Origin of the sequence: Leptospira bouyouniensis (assembly GCF_004769525.1) — a bacterium.
In the GTDB taxonomy this organism is placed as follows: domain Bacteria; phylum Spirochaetota; class Leptospiria; order Leptospirales; family Leptospiraceae; genus Leptospira_A; species Leptospira_A bouyouniensis.
Genome location: NZ_RQFT01000011.1, coordinates 392,342 through 415,556, shown reverse-complemented (window position 1 = coordinate 415,556; position 23,215 = coordinate 392,342). Strand labels below are relative to the sequence as shown.

Annotated in this window: 22 protein-coding genes; 8 read left to right on the top strand and 14 right to left on the bottom strand. The window is 38.3% G+C overall.

The genetic code is table 11. The features are described 5' to 3' along the window. Position 1: 1 nt before the first annotated feature. The 6 genes from ptsP to EHQ43_RS13555 all read right to left on the bottom strand — a co-directional run bounded on the left by ptsP (position 2) and on the right by EHQ43_RS13555 (position 6,664). Positions 2–1,729, bottom strand: a complete 1,728-nt coding sequence (gene ptsP / locus EHQ43_RS13580; RefSeq protein WP_135742143.1) for a phosphoenolpyruvate--protein phosphotransferase — start codon at positions 1,727–1,729, stop codon at positions 2–4. A 62-nt stretch (positions 1,730–1,791) separates the two neighbouring features. Beyond that, positions 1,792–2,700: a UDP-3-O-acyl-N-acetylglucosamine deacetylase gene (lpxC, locus tag EHQ43_RS13575; protein WP_135742142.1), complete on the bottom strand. Its 909-nt coding sequence runs from the start codon at positions 2,698–2,700 to the stop codon at positions 1,792–1,794. A 178-nt stretch (positions 2,701–2,878) separates the two neighbouring features. Next, on the bottom strand, positions 2,879–3,652 hold the full coding sequence (gene mce / locus EHQ43_RS13570) for a mammalian cell entry protein Mce (protein WP_135742141.1): 774 nt from the start codon (positions 3,650–3,652) through the stop codon (positions 2,879–2,881). Positions 3,653–3,684: 32 nt separating this feature from the next. Further along, entirely contained in the window at positions 3,685–4,473 is a 789-nt protein-coding gene (locus EHQ43_RS13565) for an ABC transporter ATP-binding protein (protein WP_135742140.1), read from the bottom strand. A gap of 8 nt (positions 4,474–4,481) precedes the next feature. Next, complete coding sequence (locus EHQ43_RS13560; protein WP_135742139.1) at positions 4,482–5,258, bottom strand: MlaE family ABC transporter permease; 777 nt, start codon at positions 5,256–5,258, stop codon at positions 4,482–4,484. Beyond that, on the bottom strand, positions 5,255–6,664 hold the full coding sequence (locus EHQ43_RS13555; protein WP_135771482.1) for a hypothetical protein: 1,410 nt from the start codon (positions 6,662–6,664) through the stop codon (positions 5,255–5,257). The genes EHQ43_RS13560 and EHQ43_RS13555 overlap by 4 nt, the downstream gene beginning before the upstream one ends. Before the next feature lie 47 nt (positions 6,665–6,711). Between EHQ43_RS13555 and EHQ43_RS13550 the strand changes: the two genes are divergently transcribed. After that, complete coding sequence (locus EHQ43_RS13550; protein ID WP_135771481.1) at positions 6,712–7,761, top strand: D-alanine--D-alanine ligase; 1,050 nt, start codon at positions 6,712–6,714, stop codon at positions 7,759–7,761. Here the strand turns inward: EHQ43_RS13550 and EHQ43_RS13545 are convergent. From EHQ43_RS13545 to EHQ43_RS13525, 5 genes are read right to left on the bottom strand one after another with little or no spacing between them, the layout of a single operon-like run. Beyond that, entirely contained in the window at positions 7,730–9,130 is a 1,401-nt protein-coding gene (locus tag EHQ43_RS13545; protein ID WP_135771480.1) for a high affinity choline transporter 1, read from the bottom strand. The two genes, EHQ43_RS13550 and EHQ43_RS13545, sit on opposite strands and share 32 nt — an antisense overlap. A 3-nt stretch (positions 9,131–9,133) precedes the next feature. Continuing rightward, positions 9,134–9,409 carry an exodeoxyribonuclease VII small subunit gene (locus EHQ43_RS13540; RefSeq protein WP_135742135.1) on the bottom strand — a complete coding sequence of 92 codons (276 nt, stop codon included), beginning with the start codon at positions 9,407–9,409 and terminating at the stop codon, positions 9,134–9,136. A 9-nt stretch (positions 9,410–9,418) separates the two neighbouring features. Beyond that, the gene (gene xseA / locus EHQ43_RS13535) at positions 9,419–10,696 is read right to left on the bottom strand and encodes an exodeoxyribonuclease VII large subunit (RefSeq protein WP_135771479.1); all 1,278 of its coding nucleotides are present in this window, start codon (positions 10,694–10,696) and stop codon (positions 9,419–9,421) included. Next, entirely contained in the window at positions 10,697–11,806 is a 1,110-nt protein-coding gene (locus EHQ43_RS13530) for an AI-2E family transporter (RefSeq protein ID WP_135771478.1), read from the bottom strand. 2 nt (positions 11,807–11,808) lie between these two features. After that, positions 11,809–12,237, bottom strand: coding sequence for a hypothetical protein (locus EHQ43_RS13525; RefSeq protein ID WP_167481795.1), 429 nt, complete (start codon positions 12,235–12,237; stop codon positions 11,809–11,811). A 66-nt stretch (positions 12,238–12,303) separates the two neighbouring features. Between EHQ43_RS13525 and EHQ43_RS13520 the strand changes: the two genes are divergently transcribed. Genes EHQ43_RS13520 through clpA form a run of 5 tightly spaced genes read left to right on the top strand, consistent with a single transcriptional unit; the run spans position 12,304 to position 19,930 of the window. After that, positions 12,304–12,969 (top strand): DedA family protein, encoded by a 666-nt coding sequence (locus tag EHQ43_RS13520; RefSeq protein WP_244242808.1) that lies wholly within the window; start codon positions 12,304–12,306, stop codon positions 12,967–12,969. Between the two features lie 27 nt (positions 12,970–12,996). Beyond that, positions 12,997–16,146, top strand: coding sequence for a SpoIIE family protein phosphatase (locus tag EHQ43_RS13515; protein ID WP_135771477.1), 3,150 nt, complete (start codon positions 12,997–12,999; stop codon positions 16,144–16,146). Between the two features lie 15 nt (positions 16,147–16,161). Further along, positions 16,162–17,325 carry a GNAT family N-acetyltransferase gene (locus EHQ43_RS13510; RefSeq protein WP_135771476.1) on the top strand — a complete coding sequence of 388 codons (1,164 nt, stop codon included), beginning with the start codon at positions 16,162–16,164 and terminating at the stop codon, positions 17,323–17,325. Beyond that, a complete protein-coding gene (gene clpS / locus EHQ43_RS13505) occupies positions 17,325–17,666 on the top strand; it encodes an ATP-dependent Clp protease adapter ClpS (protein ID WP_135754215.1) in 342 nt (113 codons plus the stop codon). Before EHQ43_RS13510 ends, clpS begins: the two co-directional genes overlap by 1 nt. Next, positions 17,663–19,930 (top strand): ATP-dependent Clp protease ATP-binding subunit ClpA, encoded by a 2,268-nt coding sequence (gene clpA / locus EHQ43_RS13500; protein WP_135771475.1) that lies wholly within the window; start codon positions 17,663–17,665, stop codon positions 19,928–19,930. Before clpS ends, clpA begins: the two co-directional genes overlap by 4 nt. Before the next feature lie 56 nt (positions 19,931–19,986). Here clpA and EHQ43_RS13495 read toward each other — a convergent pair whose 3' ends face one another. Both EHQ43_RS13495 and EHQ43_RS13490 read right to left on the bottom strand, forming a co-directional pair. Beyond that, positions 19,987–20,538 (bottom strand): hypothetical protein, encoded by a 552-nt coding sequence (locus EHQ43_RS13495; RefSeq protein WP_135771474.1) that lies wholly within the window; start codon positions 20,536–20,538, stop codon positions 19,987–19,989. Further along, positions 20,535–20,993 (bottom strand): RidA family protein, encoded by a 459-nt coding sequence (locus EHQ43_RS13490; RefSeq protein ID WP_167481794.1) that lies wholly within the window; start codon positions 20,991–20,993, stop codon positions 20,535–20,537. Before EHQ43_RS13490 ends, EHQ43_RS13495 begins: the two co-directional genes overlap by 4 nt. Before the next feature lie 153 nt (positions 20,994–21,146). On the opposite strand from EHQ43_RS13490, the gene EHQ43_RS13485 reads away from it, so the two are divergent. Both EHQ43_RS13485 and EHQ43_RS13480 read left to right on the top strand, forming a co-directional pair. Beyond that, on the top strand, positions 21,147–21,590 hold the full coding sequence (locus tag EHQ43_RS13485) for an Hsp20/alpha crystallin family protein (protein ID WP_135754212.1): 444 nt from the start codon (positions 21,147–21,149) through the stop codon (positions 21,588–21,590). Positions 21,591–21,601: 11 nt separating this feature from the next. Next, positions 21,602–22,003 carry an Hsp20/alpha crystallin family protein gene (locus tag EHQ43_RS13480; RefSeq protein ID WP_135742125.1) on the top strand — a complete coding sequence of 134 codons (402 nt, stop codon included), beginning with the start codon at positions 21,602–21,604 and terminating at the stop codon, positions 22,001–22,003. Between the two features lie 116 nt (positions 22,004–22,119). On the opposite strand, the gene hisC is transcribed toward EHQ43_RS13480, so the two are convergent. Next, positions 22,120–23,214, bottom strand: a complete 1,095-nt coding sequence (gene hisC / locus EHQ43_RS13475) for a histidinol-phosphate transaminase (protein WP_135771473.1) — start codon at positions 23,212–23,214, stop codon at positions 22,120–22,122. Position 23,215 lies beyond the last annotated feature (1 nt).

The following is a 23,215-nucleotide window of genomic DNA, read 5'->3' as shown; positions in this document are numbered from 1 at the left end:
GTTAACCTTTTGTTTCTAACACTAGTTTTTCGATTTCATCAAACTTTTCCTCACCAGCTAAGTTGATGACTTGTTCTGCGAGTAACTTGGCTTTCCAGGTGGAAATTTCAGATACTTTTTCTGCTACCTCTTTCATGAGAGGCAATGCAGAACTCAGATCACGTATCCCAAGGCCAATAAGGACCGCAGTGAACATGGGATCACTTCCAATTTCTCCGCAAATACTAATCGGTTTTTTTTGGGAATTGGCAACATTCACAATGTTTTTTAAGAGTAGTAAAAACACAACTTGCCAAGGATTATAAAGATCTCCCACCAAATGGTTGTTACGTTCTACAGCGAGTAGGTATTGTAATAAATCATTTGTGCCAATGCTATAAAAATCAACGTGATTGCCAAGAAATGGTAAGTTGAGAGCGCAAGCCGGGGTTTCCACCATAATACCGAGCGGAATTTTTTTAGTAATGACTAAACCTGAATTTTTTAGTTCTTCCAAACATTCATTTAATAAAACTTTTGTTTGTAAGATTTCAGATCGAGTTGTGATCATTGGTAACATGATGCGCATGGTTCCATATTCACTGGCACGTAAGAGTGCTCTTAATTGTTCTTTGAATATATGGGGGTGGCGCAGTAGATATCGGATCCCTCTGTTTCCCAGGAATGGATTTTCTTCTTCATATCCATTTTCCATTTTGTCAGCTCCGATGTCCCAAACCCGGAAGGTAACAGGGCGGCCCACCATCTTTAATAAGATTCGTTTGTAGACGGCAAATTGTTCTTCTTCTGTAGGTTTAAATTCCACATAACGGATGAATAATATTTCTGTCCGGACAAGCCCAATCCCGTCAGCCCCTTGTAAAAAGGCTGTATCCACTTCCTCTTCAGAATCGATATTGGCACTAAGTGTGAATTTTTTTCCGTCTTTTGTTTTGAGTTCCCTGGGACCATCGCTGATCTCTCTCACAGGGATTGTTTTTATAATTTCACTGCGTATCCCTGCAAGTTTGATCTCTTCAATGCCTGGTGTTCGGTTGAGTATTCCTTTTGTGGCATCTAATAAAATATAATCATCATCTTCAACGTGTGAGGTGATATTTTTTAAACCAACGATGGTCGGGATACCATAGTTCCTTGCGATAATGGCAGTATGACCTGTTTTCCCACCAAAGTCAGTGGCGATTCCACGGAGTTTGCATTTTCCAAGTTGGATCATTTCCGAAGGTGTGATTTCTTTGGCGATGAGAATCACATCATCTGGGATTTTTGTTGGTTCTGCTCCTTTTTCAGGGTACAAATTGGATTCAATTCGTTTGCCAATATCAAGTAGGTGGTCAGCTCTTTCCCGAAAGAATTCATCTGGTATCGATTGGAATTCATCATAGAGGGAACTCACTGCCGTTTCCAGCGCCAGGCCCGCCGACTCTTTGTTTTGTGCGATTCGTTCAAAAACTCGTGCACGAAAGAGGGGATCATTCAGGAAAACAATTTGGGATTCTAAGATTTCAGAGAGTTCTGCGTTGAGTTTGGATTTTTGGACAAGATCAGCAAGGTCATCCTCTGTCTTTTGTAGTCCTTTTTTTAAAAGTTCCACTTCCTCTTTGATTTCGGGAGGGCTTAGGTCCGTACGGTCTTCCCGTTTCCGTTTGAATTGTTTCCAACGAAATACTTTGCCGTAAACTGTACCTGGGTACGCAGAGATGCCCTTAAATGTGGTTTTTTCTTCCATCCGAACCTATGCCAAAAATACTTTTGTTTTGGCTTCGTTTGGAAAGTAAAAAACGGTTTTGTTTACTTTGCGGCTTCTTTTTTGGAGAAAAGTGGGATCCGTTTGCTCTTATATTGGGTAAGTTCGTTCCCTGTAAACTGGCTCATTATGCATTTGGCAAGAGAGATATCCAAGGCATGTCCCGCTTTGGATGCAATCAAATGGCCTCGGAAAGGACGTCCCATCACAGCAAGGTCACCAACGAGGTCGAGGATCTTATGGCGCACACATTCGTTGTCATAGCGGAGGTGGTCGTTTAAATAACCGTCATCAGTCAAAACAACCGCATTGTCGAGGGATCCTCCCATGGCAAGGCCACGAGCTTGGAGGGCTTCCACATCCTTTAAAAATCCAAAGGTTCTCGCAGGTAAAATGTCTGTACCGAGGATGGATTCATCGAGAGTGGTTGTGTAAGACTGGCCGCGAAGGAGCGGGTGGTTAAAATCAATGCTATAGGTGACTTTCAACTCATCGGAAGGAAGCATGACAAGGTATTTGTCACCATCGACTACCCAAATTGGGTTTGTGATGGTGATTGGTTCAATGGTTTCGTCGAGAATTCGAATCCCCGCAGAACGAATCCCTTCCCAAAATGGTAAGGAAGAACCATCCATAATCGGAACTTCTACTGAATCAATTTCAAAAATACAATCAGTGATCCCTAAGGTGTGAACAGCCGCTAGTAAGTGCTCGATGGTTTGGACTCGGTTCGAGCCGCCATCACCGATGGTTGTTGCGTTGCTTGTATCGACTACATGGTCGAGGGAAACAGGAATGCGGATTTTTTGGATGCCTTTGTAAAGATAAAAGATAAGACCAGTGTTTGCCTCAGCTGGGTGGAGGCGGAGTGTCACCACTTTCCCTGAATGTACGCCAATTCCCTTCAAAGTGACAGAGTTTTGGATCGTTTTTCGATGGATCACTGTTTGCATAATCAATTCCTACTTACAGATTTGAAAGAATCGACCCTCGGACAATTCCAAAACCGAAACCCGAAGTCAAAAAAATGTCTCTTTTTTACAACAGTGTGGTGGAATTGTGACGCAGCGAAAATCGCCAATTTTCTCCTATATTTTGCTACAAATTGGACCGTATTGTGCGTGTTAGTCCCTAGAAAGCGCTGAGAGCCGACCGAATGAAACTTGTCACAGGGGCTTGTTCTCTAGTGTCTTCAAGACCTTCACGGAGTTCTTTTAATACGACTTGCGCATCCCCAAGGGTGGTATTCACAGATTTATGGACATCACTTTCATTGATGAGTTTTCCAAGTGTTCCTTGGCCTTCATTGATTTTTCCTGTGATCCCTGCAATGTTTTGAACCGTTTTTCGGATGTCGGATCGGTTTTCTGCAATGAGTTCGGATAAGGAAACTAGAGGGTCTTGGGTGACTTTTCCTTGGATCGGAAGGAGTTTCCCATCCCTTGGAGTGATTTCGATTTTACTTAAGGCAGGCTCTGCCATCAAGTATTCCTTGGTTTTGGGATCCACTGGAAATTTCGAACCTGGGTCGAGTGCTACCACACGCCCCGAAAGCAAACTTTCATTTTTGATGGTGATTTCATAATTGGAGAAAAGTTGTACCTTACCTTTGAGGAGTAAGGTCAGTTCTACCTTTGTCCCAATCCCAGTTTCTCCTTCCGGTAATAAGTTTCCCATTTCATCAATTTGCACCAAACGGATTTTCGATACATAACCAAACGGTACACCATGGATTGTGACTTTGTTCCCAATTTTAATCCCTTCGGCATCTGGAAAATAAACGGGGAGTTGGTACCCTGACTTTTGGAAAGGACCACCTTCTGTGACAATGGTAAAATAACCAACGGCGACAAGGGAGAAAACGAATAAGAGACCAACAATGAGAGCGCGACCTACGGTAGGCATTCCCTAAAATCCTCCTTGGGTTGTGGACAAAGTCAATTTGATTTTCCTTTTTTTAACTCAGAGTGGTCGAGGATCATTGGTCCTACAGTATTTCCATGGATGAACTGCTGGATCACTGGGTCTTTGGATGATTGGATTTCCTCCGAAGTCCCACAAAATAAGACCTTTCCTTCATACAAAAAACTGATTCGGTCTGCGATGCGATAGGCTGAATTCATATCATGTGTGACCACAATGGATGTTAGACCGAGTTCTTTTTGCAATCGGATGACAAGGTCGTTGATGACATTGGACATGACGGGATCAAGTCCTGAAGTTGGTTCATCGTACATGACAATTTTAGGGCGGGAAGTGAGAGCGCGGGCAAGACCCACACGTTTTTTCATCCCACCTGAGATATTACTCGGTAACGTATCTTTGGCAGGGACAAGGTCTAACCATTGTAATTTTTCCATCACAATGCGGTCCAGTTCAGCACCTTCGGCAATTTTATGTTCTCGTAAAGGAAGGGCGACATTTTCATAAACAGTGAGCCAATTGATGAGAGCACCTGATTGGAAAAGAACTCCGAGTTTGGATCTCAGTTCTTCCCTTTTCTTTTGGTTTGCATGTACGATGGATTCTCCATAAATAAAACAATCACCTTCGTCAGGATCAAGTAAACCAGTGATGTGTTTGAGACTCACCGATTTCCCCGTTCCTGAGGGTCCAAGGATGACCATGGTTTCCCCTTGTTTTACCTGTAAGTTCATCCCTCGTAAAATCTTACGTTTTCCGAAGGCTTTATGAACATTTTTCATTTCAATGGCAAATGGTTCCATAGATTCCTTTATTTATAGAATAAGGCAGTGAGCACATAACCAGAAAAAATGACCATTAGAAAGGATGTGACAACTGCTTTCCTTGTGGTTTGGCCAACACCAATCGCTCCACCTTCGGTTCGTAAACCTTGACTACACGATATAGTTGCAATGGACAAACCAAAAACGTACCCTTTCAAAAGTCCTACATACAAATCTTTTAAACCAGGAACAGACGATATGCGGTAATACACATCTTGGAAATAACTGATGATGTCGATTCCCAATTGGAAATGACCAACAATCCCCCCACCTAAAATCCCAAGGGCAGCTGAATAAACACAGAGTACGGGAACCATCAATGAAAAACCAACAATTCTCGGCATCACAAGGTAACGGATAGGACTTATGGACATCACTTCTAAGGCATCAATTTCTTCGGATACTTTCATCGTTCCAATCTCTGCAGCCATTGCAGAACCAACAGATGCGGCAAGAATGAGTGAAGTCATAAAAGGGGACATCTCCCTTGTCAAGGTGATTGTGAGAAGCAGTCCAATTTGGCCTTCTGCTCCAAAATCTCTAAGGCCGAGACCTGTGTTAAGACCAAGGATCATACCAGTAAACACGGAAACGATGGACACGACAAAAAGGGAACCAACCCCTGCGATGAACATTTGTTCTAAGATTTCGCGACGTTTGAAATATAATTGGTGAGATTGGCCAATTGCACGAAAGAGTAATAACACTGTATAACCAATCGCATATAACAATGGTTCTAATGTATTCTTATACAAACGGATCATATTTCCCACCAAAAGAATTTGTATTTGTTAGATTCTTCTCTTGTATCAATGCCAAACAATCCATAGGCAAATTCATAACGAAATCCAGTCGATGATTTTGAAAATTCCATCAGGATTGGAAGGTGGATATGAGATTCGTTCTCTGTCCATCGATGTGTGTAAAGTCTTGTGATGAGGTGCAATCGTTTTTCTCCATTCGATGAACGTTTGTATTCTATGATGGAGAATATAGGCTCCCATACATCTTCCATAACCTCAAACCTGACAGGGATGATGGCTAACGTATTCCATCCAAAGTTTCCTTCTGCATCTTTATGATACCGGAATAATGGCCAAAGTTTCCAATAATAGTCTTCTCTTCCTGTTTGGACATATTCATTTTTCATATGAGAATAAAAAGGTAATAAAAAGTGAGATGTTGCTTTAAGATGAGAAGTATTTTGCGACAAACGAATGTAAAATGGTGTGATAAATTCCGCTTCTTTATTAGCAAAATAAGAGTATCCATAAAACGGAAAAAAAACAAGTTTTTCTGTATCCTTTTTAATAGAAGTTGTGTATTGGAAAAGAATAAAAAGAGCAGTATAATTGGTTTGTCCAGTCTTATGATCGTAACCATAGGAAAACAAAGAATTGATGATTGGAAACCATAAAAAGGCACGGCTTCTCATGTTCCCATCGGCAGAATCTTTTCGATTGTAAAAGGGAAAAAATATATGATAAGATGTTGGTTCTTTTTTATCCAATCGTTCTTCTCCCCATTGAAAAAAAGGCCAAAGGATGGAAAAACGTCTGTATTTTCCTTCATGTTCTTTCTTGGAATAAAAGGGGAATATTCGGATGTCTTCTCTTGTTTCAGAGCCACCCCACATGACTAGTGGCCAAACAATGGATTTTGCTTTATAGGTTTTATACTTCCATTCCGAATAAATTGGAAACAAAACATAGTTTAATTCTTGGTACGAGAGTTTGTTTCGGATTTTACCATACAAAGGAAATACGCTGTAATAATTTTCCCTTTGTGATTCTCCCTTGCCCCATAAAAAGAGAGGGGTGAGAAGGATGTCTTCATCTTCATCTCCCTCTTCATGTTTGAATCCTGTCCCACTGAAAAAGAATAGAGACGACCATGTGTACCAATAGTTTGTTTCTTCTTTGTAATAAATCGGAGAAAGGTAACTTCTAAATTGGAAAGCATACGTTTTGTCGGAAAAACTCATATAAAAAGGACGTATAGCAAAAAAGTTTTGCCTTCCTCGTGATTCTTTTTCATATAAAAACCAAAATTGTGAGTAGTCGGATTTTATATCTTCTGTGAATGAATTGGGAATTTTGGCAAAGATTGAGGAACTGAGAAAGAATAGCGAAAAAACAATTCCGAATTGAATTTTAAAGCGGGAATCCACGTAATTTCAATATCGTACACTTTCATGAAAAGGAATCAAGTGATTTCATGTCCAAAACCAAAATAGCTCTACTTTTCGGAGGTGTCTCCGGAGAGCACATCATTTCTGTTCGTTCATCTGCCTTTATATTTGCAACAATTGATCGGGAAAAATACGAAATTCACCCCATCTATATCGATTCGAATGGAAAGTTTTGGATCCCAACTGTAGAAAAACCGATTTATCCGGATCCAACTGGAAAAACGGAATTAGAATTTTTGGAAGAATTTGTACAAGCAAACAAAATAATGATACCGAGTGATCCAATCGAATTAAAAAAATTAGGAGTTTCTTCCGCCTTTCTTGGATTACACGGAGGCGCAGGAGAAGACGGAAGGATCCAAGGATTTTTAGATACAATAGGAATCCCTCACACTGGTTCTGGTGTACTTGCATCTGCTCTTGCAATGGATAAATTTAGAGCCAATATTTTATTCCAATCAATAGGAATACCTGTTGCGCCGTTTATCGAATTGGAAAAGGGAAAATCCGACCCAAGGAAAACACTTTTAAATCTTTCATTTTCATATCCTGTTTTCATTAAACCAACATTAGGTGGTTCTAGCGTGAATACGGGTATGGCAAAAACGGCAGAAGAGGCGATGACCCTTGTGGATAAAATTTTTGTGACCGATGACCGAGTTCTTGTGCAAAAATTAATTTCTGGAACGGAAGTGTCCATTGGTGTTTTGGAAAAACCTGAGGGAAAAAAAAGAAAGCCATTTGCATTAGTTCCGACTGAAATTCGGCCAAAATCTGAATTTTTTGATTTTGAAGCAAAATACACCAAGGGAGCCAGTGAGGAAATCACACCGGCCCCGGTGGGTGAATCCATCACCAAAACATTACAAGAGTATACTTTACAATGCCATGAAATTCTTGGCTGCAAAGGGTATTCGAGGACTGACTTTATTATCTCCGAAGGAATTCCTTATGTTTTGGAAACCAATACGTTACCAGGTATGACGGGAACAAGCCTCATTCCTCAACAAGCGAAAGCATTGGGGATTGATATGAAGGATGTATTTAATTGGTTACTTGAGATTTCTCTCGCTTAGGAAACAAATACATGCCAATGAGGATGGCAATTAGACTTGCAATGGTTCCGTAAAAGTGACTTGTCATGTCATCACCATAGATCTCGAGTAGTAGCCAAGTTCCAATTCCTACAAAAAGGGAAAACAAAGCCGATGATTCATTGGCACGTTTACTCATAAGCCCAAAAACCATTGGGATAAACAATGTAACAAGGGAGATCCCTCCCGAATCCTCAACGAGTGCGTAAATAGAAGGTTTCCCTACTGCGAGTAAAAAGGAAATCCCCGCAATAATGAGTACAGAAACTCTCGATAACAAAAGTAGTTTTTTATCATTCATACTCTTAAATGCATATTTTAGAATATTCTCAGATAAAATGGAGGAAGGAGCCAAAATGGCACCTGATGCGGTTGATAAAATGGCTGAGATCAGTGCTGAAAAAAATAATATCTGAACCCAAGGGCTAACAAACTTTGAGACCATAGTTGGTATCAAAAGTTGGCCTGATTCTGAGTTGAGGTCAAAATCGGGGATTAAACTTTTAGCATGTAGTCCAAGAAAAAGTGGTATCAATGCAAATAACAAGTACAAGACGGAAGAAAGATAAGAGGCACGAATAGCAACTTTTTCTGATTTAGCGGACATCACTCTTTGGAAAATATCTTGTTGGGGTAAAGAACCAAATCCCACTACCATCCATGCAGATAAATACAATGTCCAAGCATGGTAATTTGCTTCAGGAAAAAATCGAAAAAAACCATCGGGTTTTTCTGCAAAGGATGTCCAAATGGGTTTCACTCCATTGAGTTCAATGATGACAACGACAAGACCAATTACAATCGAAATTGATTGGAAAAAGTCAGTCAATGAAACTGACCACATCCCACCTAAATAAGTATAAAATACAACCAGGCATGCTCCTATCACAATGGCTGTGAATTGGTTGATACCAAATAAAATTTGTACCATAATGCCGAGCGCAACAAATTGTGCCGCCACCCAGCCAAAGTAAGAAAAAATAAGACAAATCCCCGCGATGAACTCCATTTTTTTGCCATATCGATTTTTATAAAAATCACCAAAGGTGAGGATTTGCATCCGGTAAAGGTATTTGGCAAACACAAGCCCAAGTAAAAACAAACATAGTGCCCCACCAAATGGATCTTGGATGACAGCTAAAAAACCACCTTTGGCGAATTCCACGGAAGAACCCAAAATGGTTTCACTCCCAAACCAAGTGGCAAATAAGGCAGCCGTCGAAATCGGTAAAGGTAAACTTCTACCAGCTAAGATAAAGTCTTTGGAATTTTTGACTTTTTTGGCAGCATAAATCCCTATGCCTATGGTGATGGATAAGTAGGCAAGTATGAAGATCGCTTGGAAATTCATTCTTTAAAATAAATCTTCTTCCGCTTGTTTGGATGGAGTTTCATCCTTCTTCTTTTTCACAGTGGATTTCACCACTTCACCACTTGGAGCTTTCGTTAAAAATTCAATTTTAGCTTCTGCATCGACTAATCTTTCGGAACAGATTTTTTTCAGTTCCATTCCTCGTTCATAAGCTTTGATTGAGTCTTCTAAGGATAAAGTTCCTCGTTCAAGTTTTTCAGCAATCTCTTCTAATTCACGTATTGCTTCTTCAAAACTGATTGTTTTTTTCTCTACCATTGTATGATCCTAATTTTTTTCTTTCACTTCGACTTGGATTTTTCCATCAAATAAAAAAACTTCCAAAGTTTCGTTTTCTTTAATTTGCCTAACAGATGAAATCACCTGTTTGTTTGTATTCCTCAATACAGAATATCCTCGTTTTAAAGTTCCAAGTGGTGAAAAATGTTCTAATCGTTGTTCTGCGAGTTTGAATTTGTTTTGTATTCTTTCCAAATACGATTTCCAATTTTGATGGAAAATTTCAAACTTTTGGAATTCGCTTTGCTTTTTGACCAAATAGTTTTTACCGAGTAGGGAAATCTTTGTCATGATTTCATCAAAATGATTTTGCCTAGGTTCCAAAAATGATTTTGGATTTTGTAATACGACACGATTTGTAACACCTAACCATTTTTCTTTCCCAATGCGGATGACTCCAGTAAGCGCGGAACGTAAACGATCCTCCATTTCATCCAATCGAATGAGGGTGTCCGATACATTGGGGATGGCAAGTTTTGCTGCTGCTGTTGGTGTAGGTGTTGTGGCATCCGCCGCTAAGTCTGTCAGGACTCGGTCAATTTCATGACCTACTGCAGAGATGATAGGGATTTTTGAATGATAATACGCCATAACCACCGACTCTTGGTTAAACGCCTTGAGGTCTTCAAAGGAACCTCCACCACGCCCTGCGATGATCACATCAACTTCCCATTTTGGATCATTAATTTCTTTGATCGCTTCAATGATTGAGTTTTCGGCACCGTCACCTTGGACTAGGCATGGCGAAATTAAAATTTGAATTGATGGATTCAGATCCGTGGCAATACGAATGATATCCTCAACAGCTGCCCCTTTGGGAGAGGTGACAATTCCCAATCGTTTCGGAAATTTTGGTAACGGCCGTTTATGAGAGGCATCAAAGATTCCTTTCTCGGCTAATGTTTTCTTTAATTTTTCAATGCGAAGGAGGATATCACCTTCACCAATTTCTTCGATCTTTTGTACTGTGATGCTATAATAACCACCTGGTTCGTAGACAGAAACCGAACCATATACAAGGATTTCCATTCCATTCCGGAGGGGTGTGCCTTTATAGTTTTTTGCTTGGAACGAAAAAAATGCACATTTGATAACACTCGAGGTATCTTTCAAAGAAAAATACATATGACCAGAGCTATTGGTTTGGCTATAATTGGAGATTTCTCCACGCACCCAAAAGTTTTTAAATTCAGGAGAGTCTTGTAATTTCGCCTTAATCCGACGATTGACTTCGCTTACAGAAAGGGAGGAATCAACTATTTCCATTTAAGTAGTTTGAAATCTTGTCTCTCTAAATATTTTCCAAAAATCCCATAAAATGATGACAAGCGTTAATGCCATTGGCCCAATGATAATCCCTGCAACACCAAACTCTTGTAACCCGCCAATCAAAGATAAAAAGATAAGGAAAGGGTGTGTTTTTAATTTTTTGTCTAAAATTTTTGGTTTCACGAAATTTTCGAGGATCAGGTAACTTGCTCCTCCAGCAATCATAAACAATATACTACCTGTCCAGTTTTCTTGCACAAGTCCAATGTAAAGTCCAATCGGAAACCAAACCACTGAAGTTCCAACCACTGGGATCAATGAAAAAATAGTCGCGATACTCGACAGCAAAAACTTGTTCGAAACAGAAGTGAAAAGTAATAAGAAATATATCAATGCACCTTGTAAAAAAGAGATGAACATGTTTCCCATCATCACTGTACGTATTGCTTCTTCAATTCTTCTACCCAATCGTTCTTCAATTTCAGTTGGGAAAGGTAATAACATAAATAATGCACGTTCCATTCTGCTTCCTTCTTTATAGAGGAAAAAAAGAAGGATAAATGTAAAAAATCCATTGAAGATAATAGCACCTGGAACTTCAAAAGAACCTAACAAAAATCCTGAAGAATTTTTTAGCAAACTATATATGGAATCTAAATTGAGGATATCCATATGTTGGCCCACATACTCACGGTACATAATCGGAAGTTTGATCCAAAAAAATTCATTTTCAGTAAAAAAGTCAGTTAACATAGGGCTATTGAGAAGGAGTGCCACTATGGATTCTTCAGTAAGTTGGTTTCTTACGTAACTGACCAAATTTAATGATTCACGAACTAAAGTAGAAACAATGAGATACGATGGAATGAAGACACAGGCTAACATCAAAATGACCATGATATAGGGAGAAAGTACGTGAAACTTTTCTCCTAAAACTTTTTTCAACCGTTTGTGTATTTTCCTCGTGGTGAGATAAAACAATAAGGCCAAAAAACTAGCCCATAAAAATGGTTTAAATACAAAAAATAATGTAAAACATGTAGCAAGGAAAATACCTGCTAACAATATATAGACGATAGTTTCGTTTTTATTTTTGATCCAATTCATATTTAGTAAGTAGAATGTTTTTTAAAGTAAAAACGTAATTGGTTGTTTTCGCCATTTTTAGTTAAATAAATTGATAATGATTTTTTAATAAATCCTTCAAGTAAGTAAGATACTTCAGACTCACTGGAATTTTTTTCAATGAGTTTCCAATCTCCTTGGTTGACCCGAAGGTCAATTCGTCTCTGGATCTCTTCCCAAGATTCTGTGGTTTCCAAATGCAAAAATGCTTCCTTTGTATGGATGTGGCTTGTTTTAAATTCGCTAGATTGCAAAAAATTTGCCTTTTCTGGGAAAAAGGATTGGGGGAAGGCAGGAGGGGGATTTGTCGGAAATTTTGTCACGATGATTTGGTCAAATCGATAGATTTCCGTTTGCCGATTGGGGCTACACTGCCAAAGAATAAGAGAAGATAAGATCAAAAATCGAAGCATTAGGGAAAGCAAATGTCCTAGTATTGATTCCTTCCATTCATTTTTTAAAATCTTTGTTGCCTATCCGTGGAAAGATTTATCCTTCTCTTTGTGTTGGATTCGATTCCATTTGAAGCGGTATTAAAAGAAATTTTAGAATTACCGCCATTCGTTCTTTGGATTTTTTTCTGTTTTTCTAATTTTTTGGAGAATATTTTCCCTCCGTGGCCAGGGGACACAATCACGGTTTTTTCCGGTTTTATTTCTTCCACTCCCAATTCGCCTCTTTCATTTCTTTCCGTGGTATTTGCAACATTCCTTGGGAACCTAATTGGTGCCTTGGCGATGTATTATTTTGGTGAAAGGTTTTTGTTGTTTTTGAAGCGAACCAAAATTCCTTTCCTTTCAGCCCTTTACCATGAGGAAAATTTACAAAAGACTTTGGTTTGGTTTCGACAATACGAAATTGTAGTGGTTTTAATCTCTCGTTTCTCCGCAGGGATTCGATTTTTTGTTTCGATAGTTGCTGGAATGTCCAAAATGAACATCATTAAATTTGTAGTTCTTTATTCGATTGCCATTTCTATGTGGTGTGGATTACTTTTATTCGGTGGTTCTTTACTTGGTTCCAATTGGAACCAAATCATTGTTATACTATCCTATTATAATCGTACGATTGGAGCCATCCTTTTCGTGATTTTTTCCTATCTTCTCTACCAAATGATAAAGAAAAGAAATACGAAGTTGACATGATTCAAAATTCTGTTAGGGTTTTCAACCATGGATTCATGGGGCAATATTTCTTTTGATTTTTATACTTTTGGTTCGCTTGTCGGAGTTATATTCACTTTTTACAATGCACAATTATTTTTAACGGTTAAAGAAAAATCGGAAGCCACCTACAATTTAGGAATGGGTACCCTTTGGTTAGGTATATTCCATTTTGGTTATCTGATCAATTTTTCCTTTATGGGTCCGGCATCTGCTTATATGAGATGGTTTGTGATCATTGGTGCCATGGCAGGGTCAGTTTACCTCACTGGATTTTTCTTAAGTTATCCTGAAATTTATTTTCCAAGACTTAAAAAATATATCTTTTGGATTCTTAGTGCTGTTGTCGCCTTCGTAACTTCCTTTTTTGTTTACATCAGTTTAACCGCAGGTCGTTTGTTTTTTTTCAGTGGTCATTATTGGGATTTTCCACTACCACTGTTTTACAAAGCGTATGCAGTGATTGTTCTCGTGTTCTTCCTAACGTTCACAATACTTGCTTTGATTCAATTATTTAAGATGCCTAAAGAGTCTAAATTCACTCTGATTAGTATCTTAATCTCTTTTGTTCTCATCACGATGATTCCTGGATTTTTGAATGTTTTGTCTAGAGATGGGGCAATTGGACGTGGACTTTACCAAACAATCACTGATCTTGTGTTAGTTGTTGGACTATTTGTTGCTAATGTAGTGTATATCAACAATACAAAAGATAAAACAACTATTATTTCTCGTATCATTGGGATCTCTCTTGCTTCATTTTTGTTAGTACTGCAACTGGTTGCCTATTCTGTGATCCAACAAACAGAGTCGAATTATGATTTGGTTCACACGGCAAGGGCAAAAAATTATATCGCAGGTCTTGAAACAGACCAAGTGCCAAGTTTTCACTTTACCTATGATATCAAAGACAAATCGTTTTTAACGCATAAAGGGTTGGAAGAAACCAAATTTATGCCAAAAGAATATGAAGCTGAATTTTGGAATGTTTGGGCATTAGAATTGATCCTTTCGTATGAAAACCAATCAAATTGGGAGTCAAAAACAAAAGAACTCTTACGAATTTTACCAGAAACAAGTCGAGGTTATGCGAAGGAAATTTTACGATTACTTTCCGAAGAATCTATAAAAAATCCAAAAGATCTTATAACTGCTATTGAATCAGAGAAACGAAAAATCCTTTACACTCGCAATAAATTAAGAGAAATTCCTGTAACGAATTTTACAGAAAAAGCAAGTGGACTTGTAAAAGGAGAAAAGGGCGCACTCTCAGGTTTTTATGCAGAAGCTAGGAATGTTTTATCTTCCTCGCTTTCAGAAGAAGAAAAGTATAAAACACTTGACCAAATGTTTTCCCCAATGCCAAACCATGGAGAAAGAAATTACCGCGGCCAAGTTAAGTTTGATTCAAAAGAACCAAATTATTCTTTTTATGTGAGTTATCTGATTGTTGATAAAAAAAATGAAATCGTTCATGAAGTCGGATACCCTTATAGTGATTACCGCCAGTTCCAACATGAAGTTACTCTGCCTTGGATCATAGGTCTTATTTCACTTGCCATCCTCGTTATATTTGGGTATAGACTGTTTTTCCTAATTGCACTCATTCGGCCAATCGAACAAATCATCGAAGGTTTAACGGAAGTGAACTCCGGCAATTTAGAATATCGTTTGAACGTTCATGTGGAAGATGATATTGGGTTTATGGCCCGTTCCTTCAATCGAATGGTTCGATCGATCCAAGCAGCTCGTAAAAAATTACAACAATATGCAGAACAGTTAGAAGTGAAAGTTCAAGAGAGAACCAAAGAATTGGAAAATACATTAAAAGAGGTTCAATCTTTAAAACACCAACAGGATGGGGATTATTTTCTCACCTCACTGCTTTTGCAACCATTTAATGTCAATCATGCAATGCATGAGAATGTTAGAGTTGACTTTTTGTTGGAGCAAAAGAAAAAATTTACCTTCAAACAATACGAGAAAGAAATCGGTGGTGATCTAAATATCGCCAATCAAATTGTTTTAAATAACAGATCTTATACAGTGTTTCTAAATGCGGATGCGATGGGTAAGTCAATGCAAGGAGCTGGCGGAGCACTCGTACTTGGTTCTGTATTTGAATCGATTATAACGAGAACTCAACTACTCAGTGAAGCTAGAAATACATATCCGGAACGTTGGATCAAAAATACATTTTTAGAACTACATAAAATTTTCGAAGGTTTCGATGGTTCTATGCTTGTTTCACTTGTGTTAGGTGTTGTGGATAACGAAACTGGATTGTTATATTTTATCAATGCAGAACACCCATGGATTGTCTTGTATAGAGATGGCATTGCTAGTTTTATCGAGAATGAGCTGATGTTTCGAAAACTCGGTACATCAGGTGTACAAGGTAATTTATACATTAAAACATTCCAATTGGAAGCGGGAGACATTTTGATCGCAGGTTCTGATGGAAGAGATGACCTTCTCATTTCCCATACCGCTGAAGGGAAACGAGTGATTAATGAAGACGAAAGGTTATTTCTCAAAATGGTAGAAGCTGGAAAAGGGGAACTCGAACAGATTTACGATGAATTGGCTAAATTTGGGGCCCTTACTGACGACCTTTCCCTACTCAGGATATCTTTTATCGAAGAAAAAGAACGTTATAAGATCGAAAAAGACAAGTTAAAGGAAATCCAATCGTTACTTGCAAAAGCAAAAGAAGCCAGTGAATCATCTGATTTACAAGAAGCCGTGACCTATTTGGAAAAAGCACATTCGTTAGAAGAAAACATTCCAGAAATTAAAAAGAAGTTCATCCAACTGTATTTAAAACTAAAGGATTATGGTAAGGCAAAAAAAATGGCAAAAGATTACAGTCTCCTTCGCCCAATGGACACAGAGATTATGTACATCACTGCCTTTTGTGCAAGAAAGGTCGCCGACATCAAAACTGCCATTGATTTTGGGGAAAGAGTTCGCCTCAGAGATCCGAACCATGTCAAAAACTTAATTAATTTAGGGCAAACATACTTAGCTGATAAAAATTATGCTCGAGCCGAAAATATTTTAGGGTCTGCCTTGGAATTGGATCCAGAAAATCCAAGTTTAATTCGGCTCATCGAACACATTCGGAAGAAACAATTGAAACAAGAAGAAACCCTTTAGAGTCTAATCTTTAACGTGTTGGAAACGGTAAAGATTGAAATCTCTCAGAGTTTTAATGAGTTCAATAAAGAAGAATGGAATCGTTTAGTCCCTTCTGATTCTTTGTTCCAAGAATATGAATTTTTGAACGGACTAGAAGAAACTGGTTGTATTGCAAAGTCAGATTGGTTTCCCGTTCTTGTTTCCGCCAGACAAAATGGTACTCTTGTTGGTGTGTTACCATCGTATTTAAGAAAGGATTCGTATGGTGAGTACATCTTTGATTTCCAATGGGCCAATGCCTTTCACCGTGCTGGAATTCCTTATTACCCGAAACTCACGGTAGCGGTCCCATTCACTCCAGTGACAGGGTCCCGTATTTTATTTGATCCTAGTTTATCTGAGAACGATCGAGAGAATTTATGTTCTCGTATGTTACTGACTTTAAAACAATTTGGATCCGATGAGAATGTATCTTCGGTTCATATTTTATTTTGTAAGGAAGTAGAGCAGAAATTAGGTGAACAGTTAGGATTTGCTCCCCGGTTGTCCCACCAATACCATTGGTTTAACAAAGGGTTTTCAAACTTTGATGAATTTTTAGGGACATTGGTAAAAGAAAGGCGTAAGTCCATTCGAAGTGAACGTAAAAAAATTATCGAAACAGGTCTAAAAATAGAAACTCTTACTGGTGACCAAATTACAGAAGAACATGCAAATCTATTTTATGAATTTTACAAAGACACACATAGTAAAAAATGGGGACAGCCCTATCTCAATCGCAAATTTTTTCAACATATGGTCGAATCCTTTCGCCATCGACTCCTACTTGTTCTAACTTCAAAACCCAATGGGGATGCTGTCGGAGGGAGTTGGAATTTATACCGGGATGGTTTTTTGTTTGGGCGTTATTGGGGAGCATTGGAATATATTCCCAATTTACACTTTGAATGTTGTTATTACCGGTTGATTGATTTTGCAATCGAACATAAAATGGAAAGAGTGGAAGCGGGAGCACAAGGCGAACATAAGTTCCTCAGAGGTTATGAAACAGTTCCCATGTTTAGTAGCCATCATATCTATAACGATCAAGGCCGAAGTGCTATTGAAGCTTATTTGGAAAAAGAGATTGAAATGGAGAAAGAAAATATTGCGGCATACAATGCACACTCTCCAATCAAATCACTTAGGGAGACTTGATGTCAGAAACTAAACGAAAGTCTTATACTGATTTTAATGTTGAACTTTTAGAAAAAGAGAAACAAAAGAAAAAATTAAAAAAACCAGATCGGTATAAGGTTATTTTAATTAACGATGATTACACACCTCAAGAATTTGTAGTGTACGTTTTGGCGATGGTCTTTCGTAGATCTATGGAAGAGTCGAGGCAAATTATGTGGAAAGCACACACGGAAGGTTCGGCAGTTTGTGGAGTGTATTCACTCGATATCGCTCGTACGAAGGTAGAGGAAGTACATAAACTTGCTGATGATGCTGGACACCCTTTACAATGCCAGTTGGCAAAGGAGGAAGAGGAATGAATTTTTCATCCGATTTAGAAAAAACTTTGGAGTTGGCTCAAAAAGAAGCTAACAAATACCACCATGAATTTATAACTTTAGAACATTTGTTATATGGGCTTACTTTCAATGAAAAAACAAAGGATGTGCTCATCAATGTAGGATGTGATTTAGATTTACTAAGAAAAGAATTATTAGAATATTTTGAAGATGATTTATCATCGATTGCAGTTCCGAATTTAAAAATCCAACCAAAATACACAGTTGGTGTTCAATTTGTCATTCAATTTGCAGCTTTTCATGTCCAAAATTCTGGTAAAGAGGAAGTGGATGGAAACAATGTACTCGTAGCGTTGTTTCGAGAAGAAGATAGCCAGGCATGTTACTTACTCGCAAAACAAGATATTAAACGACTCGATGTGATCAAATTCATTTCCCATGGTGTGAAAAAAGAATCAAACCAAGTGGATCCAGATTTTTCAAACTCCGAGGATGATTTGGAAGAGGATGATTCGCAAAATTCGAAACAATCCGCTTTGGAGAAATTTTGTGTGAATCTGACTGAAAGAGCAAAAATGGGAAAACTCGATCCTTGTATTGGTCGTGACATTGAAATCCAAAGAACGATCCATATCCTTTCAAGGCGTAGGAAAAATAATCCAATTTTTGTTGGGGAAGCAGGAGTTGGGAAAACTTCCATCGTAGAAGGAATTGCGGAACGAGTTGTGAATGGAAAGGTTCCGAAAAGTTTACTTGGGTTAGAAATCTATTCACTTGATATGGGACTTGTGATGGCAGGTACTAAATTCAGAGGAGAATTTGAAGAACGATTAAAGGCTATCTTACAAGAATTAGTTGGAAAACCAGAAAAGATCATTTTTATTGATGAAATCCATACGATTGTGGGTGCTGGAGCGGTTTCTGGTGGAAGCCTTGATGCCTCTAACTTAATGAAACCAGCACTTGCGAATGGAGAACTCAAATGTATTGGTACAACGACATACAAAGAATACAAATCGATTTTTGAAAAGGACCATGCCCTCTCAAGGAGATTTCAAAAAATTGAAGTGGCCGAACCTTCGAGAGAAGATGCGATCCAGATTCTGTATGGATTAAAACCCAAGTATGAGTCTTTCCATGGTGTAAACTATAGTGCGAAGGCGATTGAAGCTTGCGTTGATTTATCAACACTCCACCTTCGCGATAGATTCTTACCTGACAAGGCAATTGATCTTATGGATGAATCAGGTGCCTTTGTCAAATTAAGAGATGAAAACAAAGAAAAGTCCAAAAAAACAGTCGGTATTTTCGAAATTGAATCTCTTGTCGCAAAGATAGCAAAAATTCCAGAAAAAACTGTAAAGGCTGATGATAAAAAGAAATTAGAGTTTTTGGATTCCGAAATCAAAACAGTTGTTTTTGGACAAAACCACGCAATTGATCAAATTGTAGATGCCATTCATTATTCACGATCTGGGCTTGGAGATGAAGGAAAACCGATCGGTAGTTTTTTATTTGTAGGTCCAACTGGTGTAGGAAAAACGGAAGTGGCAAAAACTCTGGCTGAAAAGATGGGAGTGGAATTCCTTCGTTTTGATATGAGTGAGTATATGGAAAAACATTCTGTATCTCGATTGATTGGAAGCCCTCCAGGTTACGTTGGATATGACCAAGGTGGACAACTCACTGATGCAATCGCTAAAAATCCGCATTGTGTATTACTCTTTGATGAAATCGAAAAAGCGCATGAAGATATTTATAATATTCTTTTACAAGTGATGGACCATGCAACACTCACAGATAGTACTGGAAAAAAAGCCGATTTCAGAAATGTGATTCTGATTTTAACGACAAATACCGGTGCGCAGGAAAGTGCGAAACCACTGCTTGGTTTTGACACAGACCGATATGATGATCGTTCTCTCAAAGCAATCGAAAGAACTTTTACTCCGGAATTTAGAAACCGTTTAACAGCTGTCATAGAGTTTAATCCACTTTCTCTCTCCATAGTGGAACAGGTTGTAAAACGGATGTTTAAAACTTTGCAGAACAAAGCCAAAGAAAAGGGGATCCAATTGGAAATATCAGAAAAAGCTGTACGGTATTTGGCAGAAAATGGTTACGACAAAGCAATGGGAGCAAGGCCTATCCAAAGGATCATCAGTACAGAAATTGGTAAACCTTTATCTAAAAAGATACTTTTCCACAAGGAGAAGGTTAAATCCTATTTGGTTGACACTGTTACTATTGAAGGAAAGACAAAATTGGAAATTCTCGAAGTATAATTCTATATTTCAAAGATCATTAAAATATTTATAAAACTTAAACCCTTAGTGAAACACTAAGGGGAGTGTACATACACTTCGTCTTCTTTTTTGAAGCTCAAATATCCAAATACAAAAGAAAAAAACAAAGATATTAGAAAGAGATAAAAAGGTAATTGTGTGCTGACTTCGTTTGGATTAACAAAATCATAGTAAGTTCGTTTTGGTTCTAAATAACCCCACAATACGATGATCACACAAATCATTTCTGTCGCAAAAAACCATAACCTTGTCCAAGTAGATTTCCAAAAACCCAAAAAGAAAAAATTTAACAAACTGATCAGGATAAATATTGAATTGAGTTTGGGGCTTAATGAAACCGATTCATTACTTTCGAAAAAAACTATCTCGTAATGGAACCAAGGTAAAACTGAAAAAAATAACTGTAGAAATAAAAAGATAAAAAAGATTTTATCATAGAAAAGTTTCGTTTTCCAATATGAAAATAAGGATAACGTAATTTTTTTACCCAAAAACCACCAAACTTTTATTAGTTCTGGAACAAGTTTGATGGAAACAGTCAAAAAGTTTAGAATTTCAGTTAATAAAGAAAAGAATGTATTTGTCATTCTACTTCCACAGTCATTTCCAATTCGACACAAGCATCAAGTGGTAAGGAACTAACCCCAATGGCAAAACGGGCATGTTTTCCTTTGTCTCCAAAAATTTGAACCACAAGTTCCGATGCGCCATTGGCAACTAAATGTTGTTCGGTGAAATTTTCGGTACATGCAACATAAACTCCTAGTTTCACAACTGATTTCACTTGGTCTAGTGAATTGATGTGTAAAAGTACAGTGGAAAGAGCATTGAGCAGGCATTGTTTTGCTTCCGCTTGTGCTTCCGAGAGTGTGATGTTTTTTCCGACCTTTCCTGTTTTGGATAATTTCCCAGCCACTAGAGGCAATTGCCCTGAGGTAAAAATTATGTTCCCGGAGCGTTTCGAAGGGATATAAGCTGCAAGGGCTTGGGGGACCGGAGGGATCTGGATCCCGAGTGCATTCAATTGTTCAGTGATGGCCATTGGCATCCAAACTATGGATTCGACCCCTTGGAGACAAAATTTTTTTTTCAATCCGGAAAAAAACCAATTTTAGATTGACAATTGGCAGTCAAACAAGTAGAGTGCTAATGAAAATAGCAGGCTACACATAAGAGTGCCAAAAGGAGATTTTGCATGTTATTTCGAATTTTAGACCCACAAACGAAAGCAAACCAGTTTTGGAGAGACTTTGATCGTTTGAACGATGAGTTGACTCGATCCATCTTGGATGACCAATTCGGAAGTTCTTCGCATTTTCCTCCTGTGAATGTGTATACGAAGGAAGATGAAGCTCTTGTGACTTGTCTATTGCCAGGTGTGGACATTGACCAAATTGATATCAACGTGAAAGACCATATCTTATCCATCCATGGTAAGAAAAAAATGGAAGAACTCGCAGAAGGAACGGAAGTGCATAGAAGGGAAATTTTCAACGGAGAATTCCATAGAAGATTAGAACTTCCATTCCGTGTGAACCAAGACCAAGTTTCAGCAAAGTATGTGAATGGAGTCTTAAACATTCACTTACCAAGAAGAGAAGAAGACAAACCGAAAAAAGTTTCCATCAGTTTAGGATAAGGAGAATCATTATGAATACTTTAACAAAAGAAACCAAACAAGAAGTAGATGGAAAAAGGGAAGTAACGGAAGTGAAACCACAAGTAAAAGTATATTCGCCAAATGTGGACGTATACGAAACGGAAAACTCGTTACTCTTCCGTGTGGAAATGCCAGGTGTTGATGAAACATCAGTCGGCATCACCATTGAAAAAGACCAATTGCTTCTCGAAGGAAAGTTCCAAATACCAACAGTGGAAAGAGGACAGGTTCGATTGGCAGAATATAGAGAAGGAAATTACCTAAGAAGGTTTACAATCGGTAAGGCAGTAGATTCAGATAATGCCATTGCAAAAATCAAAAATGGAATTCTGGAACTAACCCTTCCGAAAATTGAACCGAAAAAAACAAAAATCGAGATTCGAAATTCTTAATTCTTGGAAATAAAAGAATAGGAAGATTGAACAAAAAAATGTTTTAAAATATAAAATAACAACTATGAACCTAAATCCAAAGGCCCAAGAGAACAATCGTTTTCTTGGGCTTTATTTTAGAGAAATGTTTGGATGGTTTGGAAGAGTGTATCGTTTTCCTCTTTTGTACCGATGGTAATCCGGATGTATTCCTTACAAATTCCATAAGAAAAATAGCGAATGAGTATGTTTTTTTCCTTTAAGGATAGGTATAAATGTTCTGGAGATACTCCAGGTTTCGGTTTGCAAAATAAAAAATTCGTTGAGGAATTTGGAATCGTAAAGCCAAGAGATTCCAAATTGGATTTCAATCGGGACCTTTCTTGGACCACCAAATTTCGTTTTTCTTGAAAGTATTCCTTATCAGCATAGGAAGTTTCTGCAATCACTTGGTCGAGGATTCCAACATTGTATGAATCTTTGAGTTTTCGCATCCAAGATATGGTTTCAAAAGATCCTATGATGTATCCTACTCGGAGTCCGGCGAGTGCATACGACTTAGAAAAGGTTCGGGAAACCAGAAGATTGGGATGGTCTTTGATCTGAGGAATCAAACTTGCATCTGACCCTGCAAAATCAATGTATGCTTCATCAGATAACACAAGGCCAGGGAATGAACTCACCAGTGTTAGTAGATCGTCTTTTGGTTCCTCAATCCCTGTTGGCGCATTGGGATGCGCAAAACAAAGTAATTTCCCTTTGCGATTCTTTAACGTTGTAAAATCAAAATGCAGATTCTCCAAAACTGGCACTGCCTCATACCTAGCTCCTACCATCATTTGTTCTGTAAGGACCGGATAGTAGGAATATGTGGGATCAGGTGCCACTACCACATCCCCTGGACCAACAAAGGTTTGGAATAACAATCGTAAGGCTTCGTCCGATCCATTGGTCACAAGGATTTGGTTTGGGTCTAAATCATAATCTTTGGCAACGAGCTCTTGTAATTTACGTGAATGGTAATTGGGATACTTACGAAGTAATCCTTTTTCGAGGACTTCCTTTACTGCCTGTCCTATTTTTGGGGAAGGGGAATACGGATTTTCATTCGTATTCAATTTGATGGTAGATGTGGTGAGCCCTGGTTGTTCGCCAGGAGTGTATGGTGAAAAAGTCTTAAGTTCCTTACGGATGAAATACTCAGGATTGAAGTTGTTTTTTTTTGGTTCCATA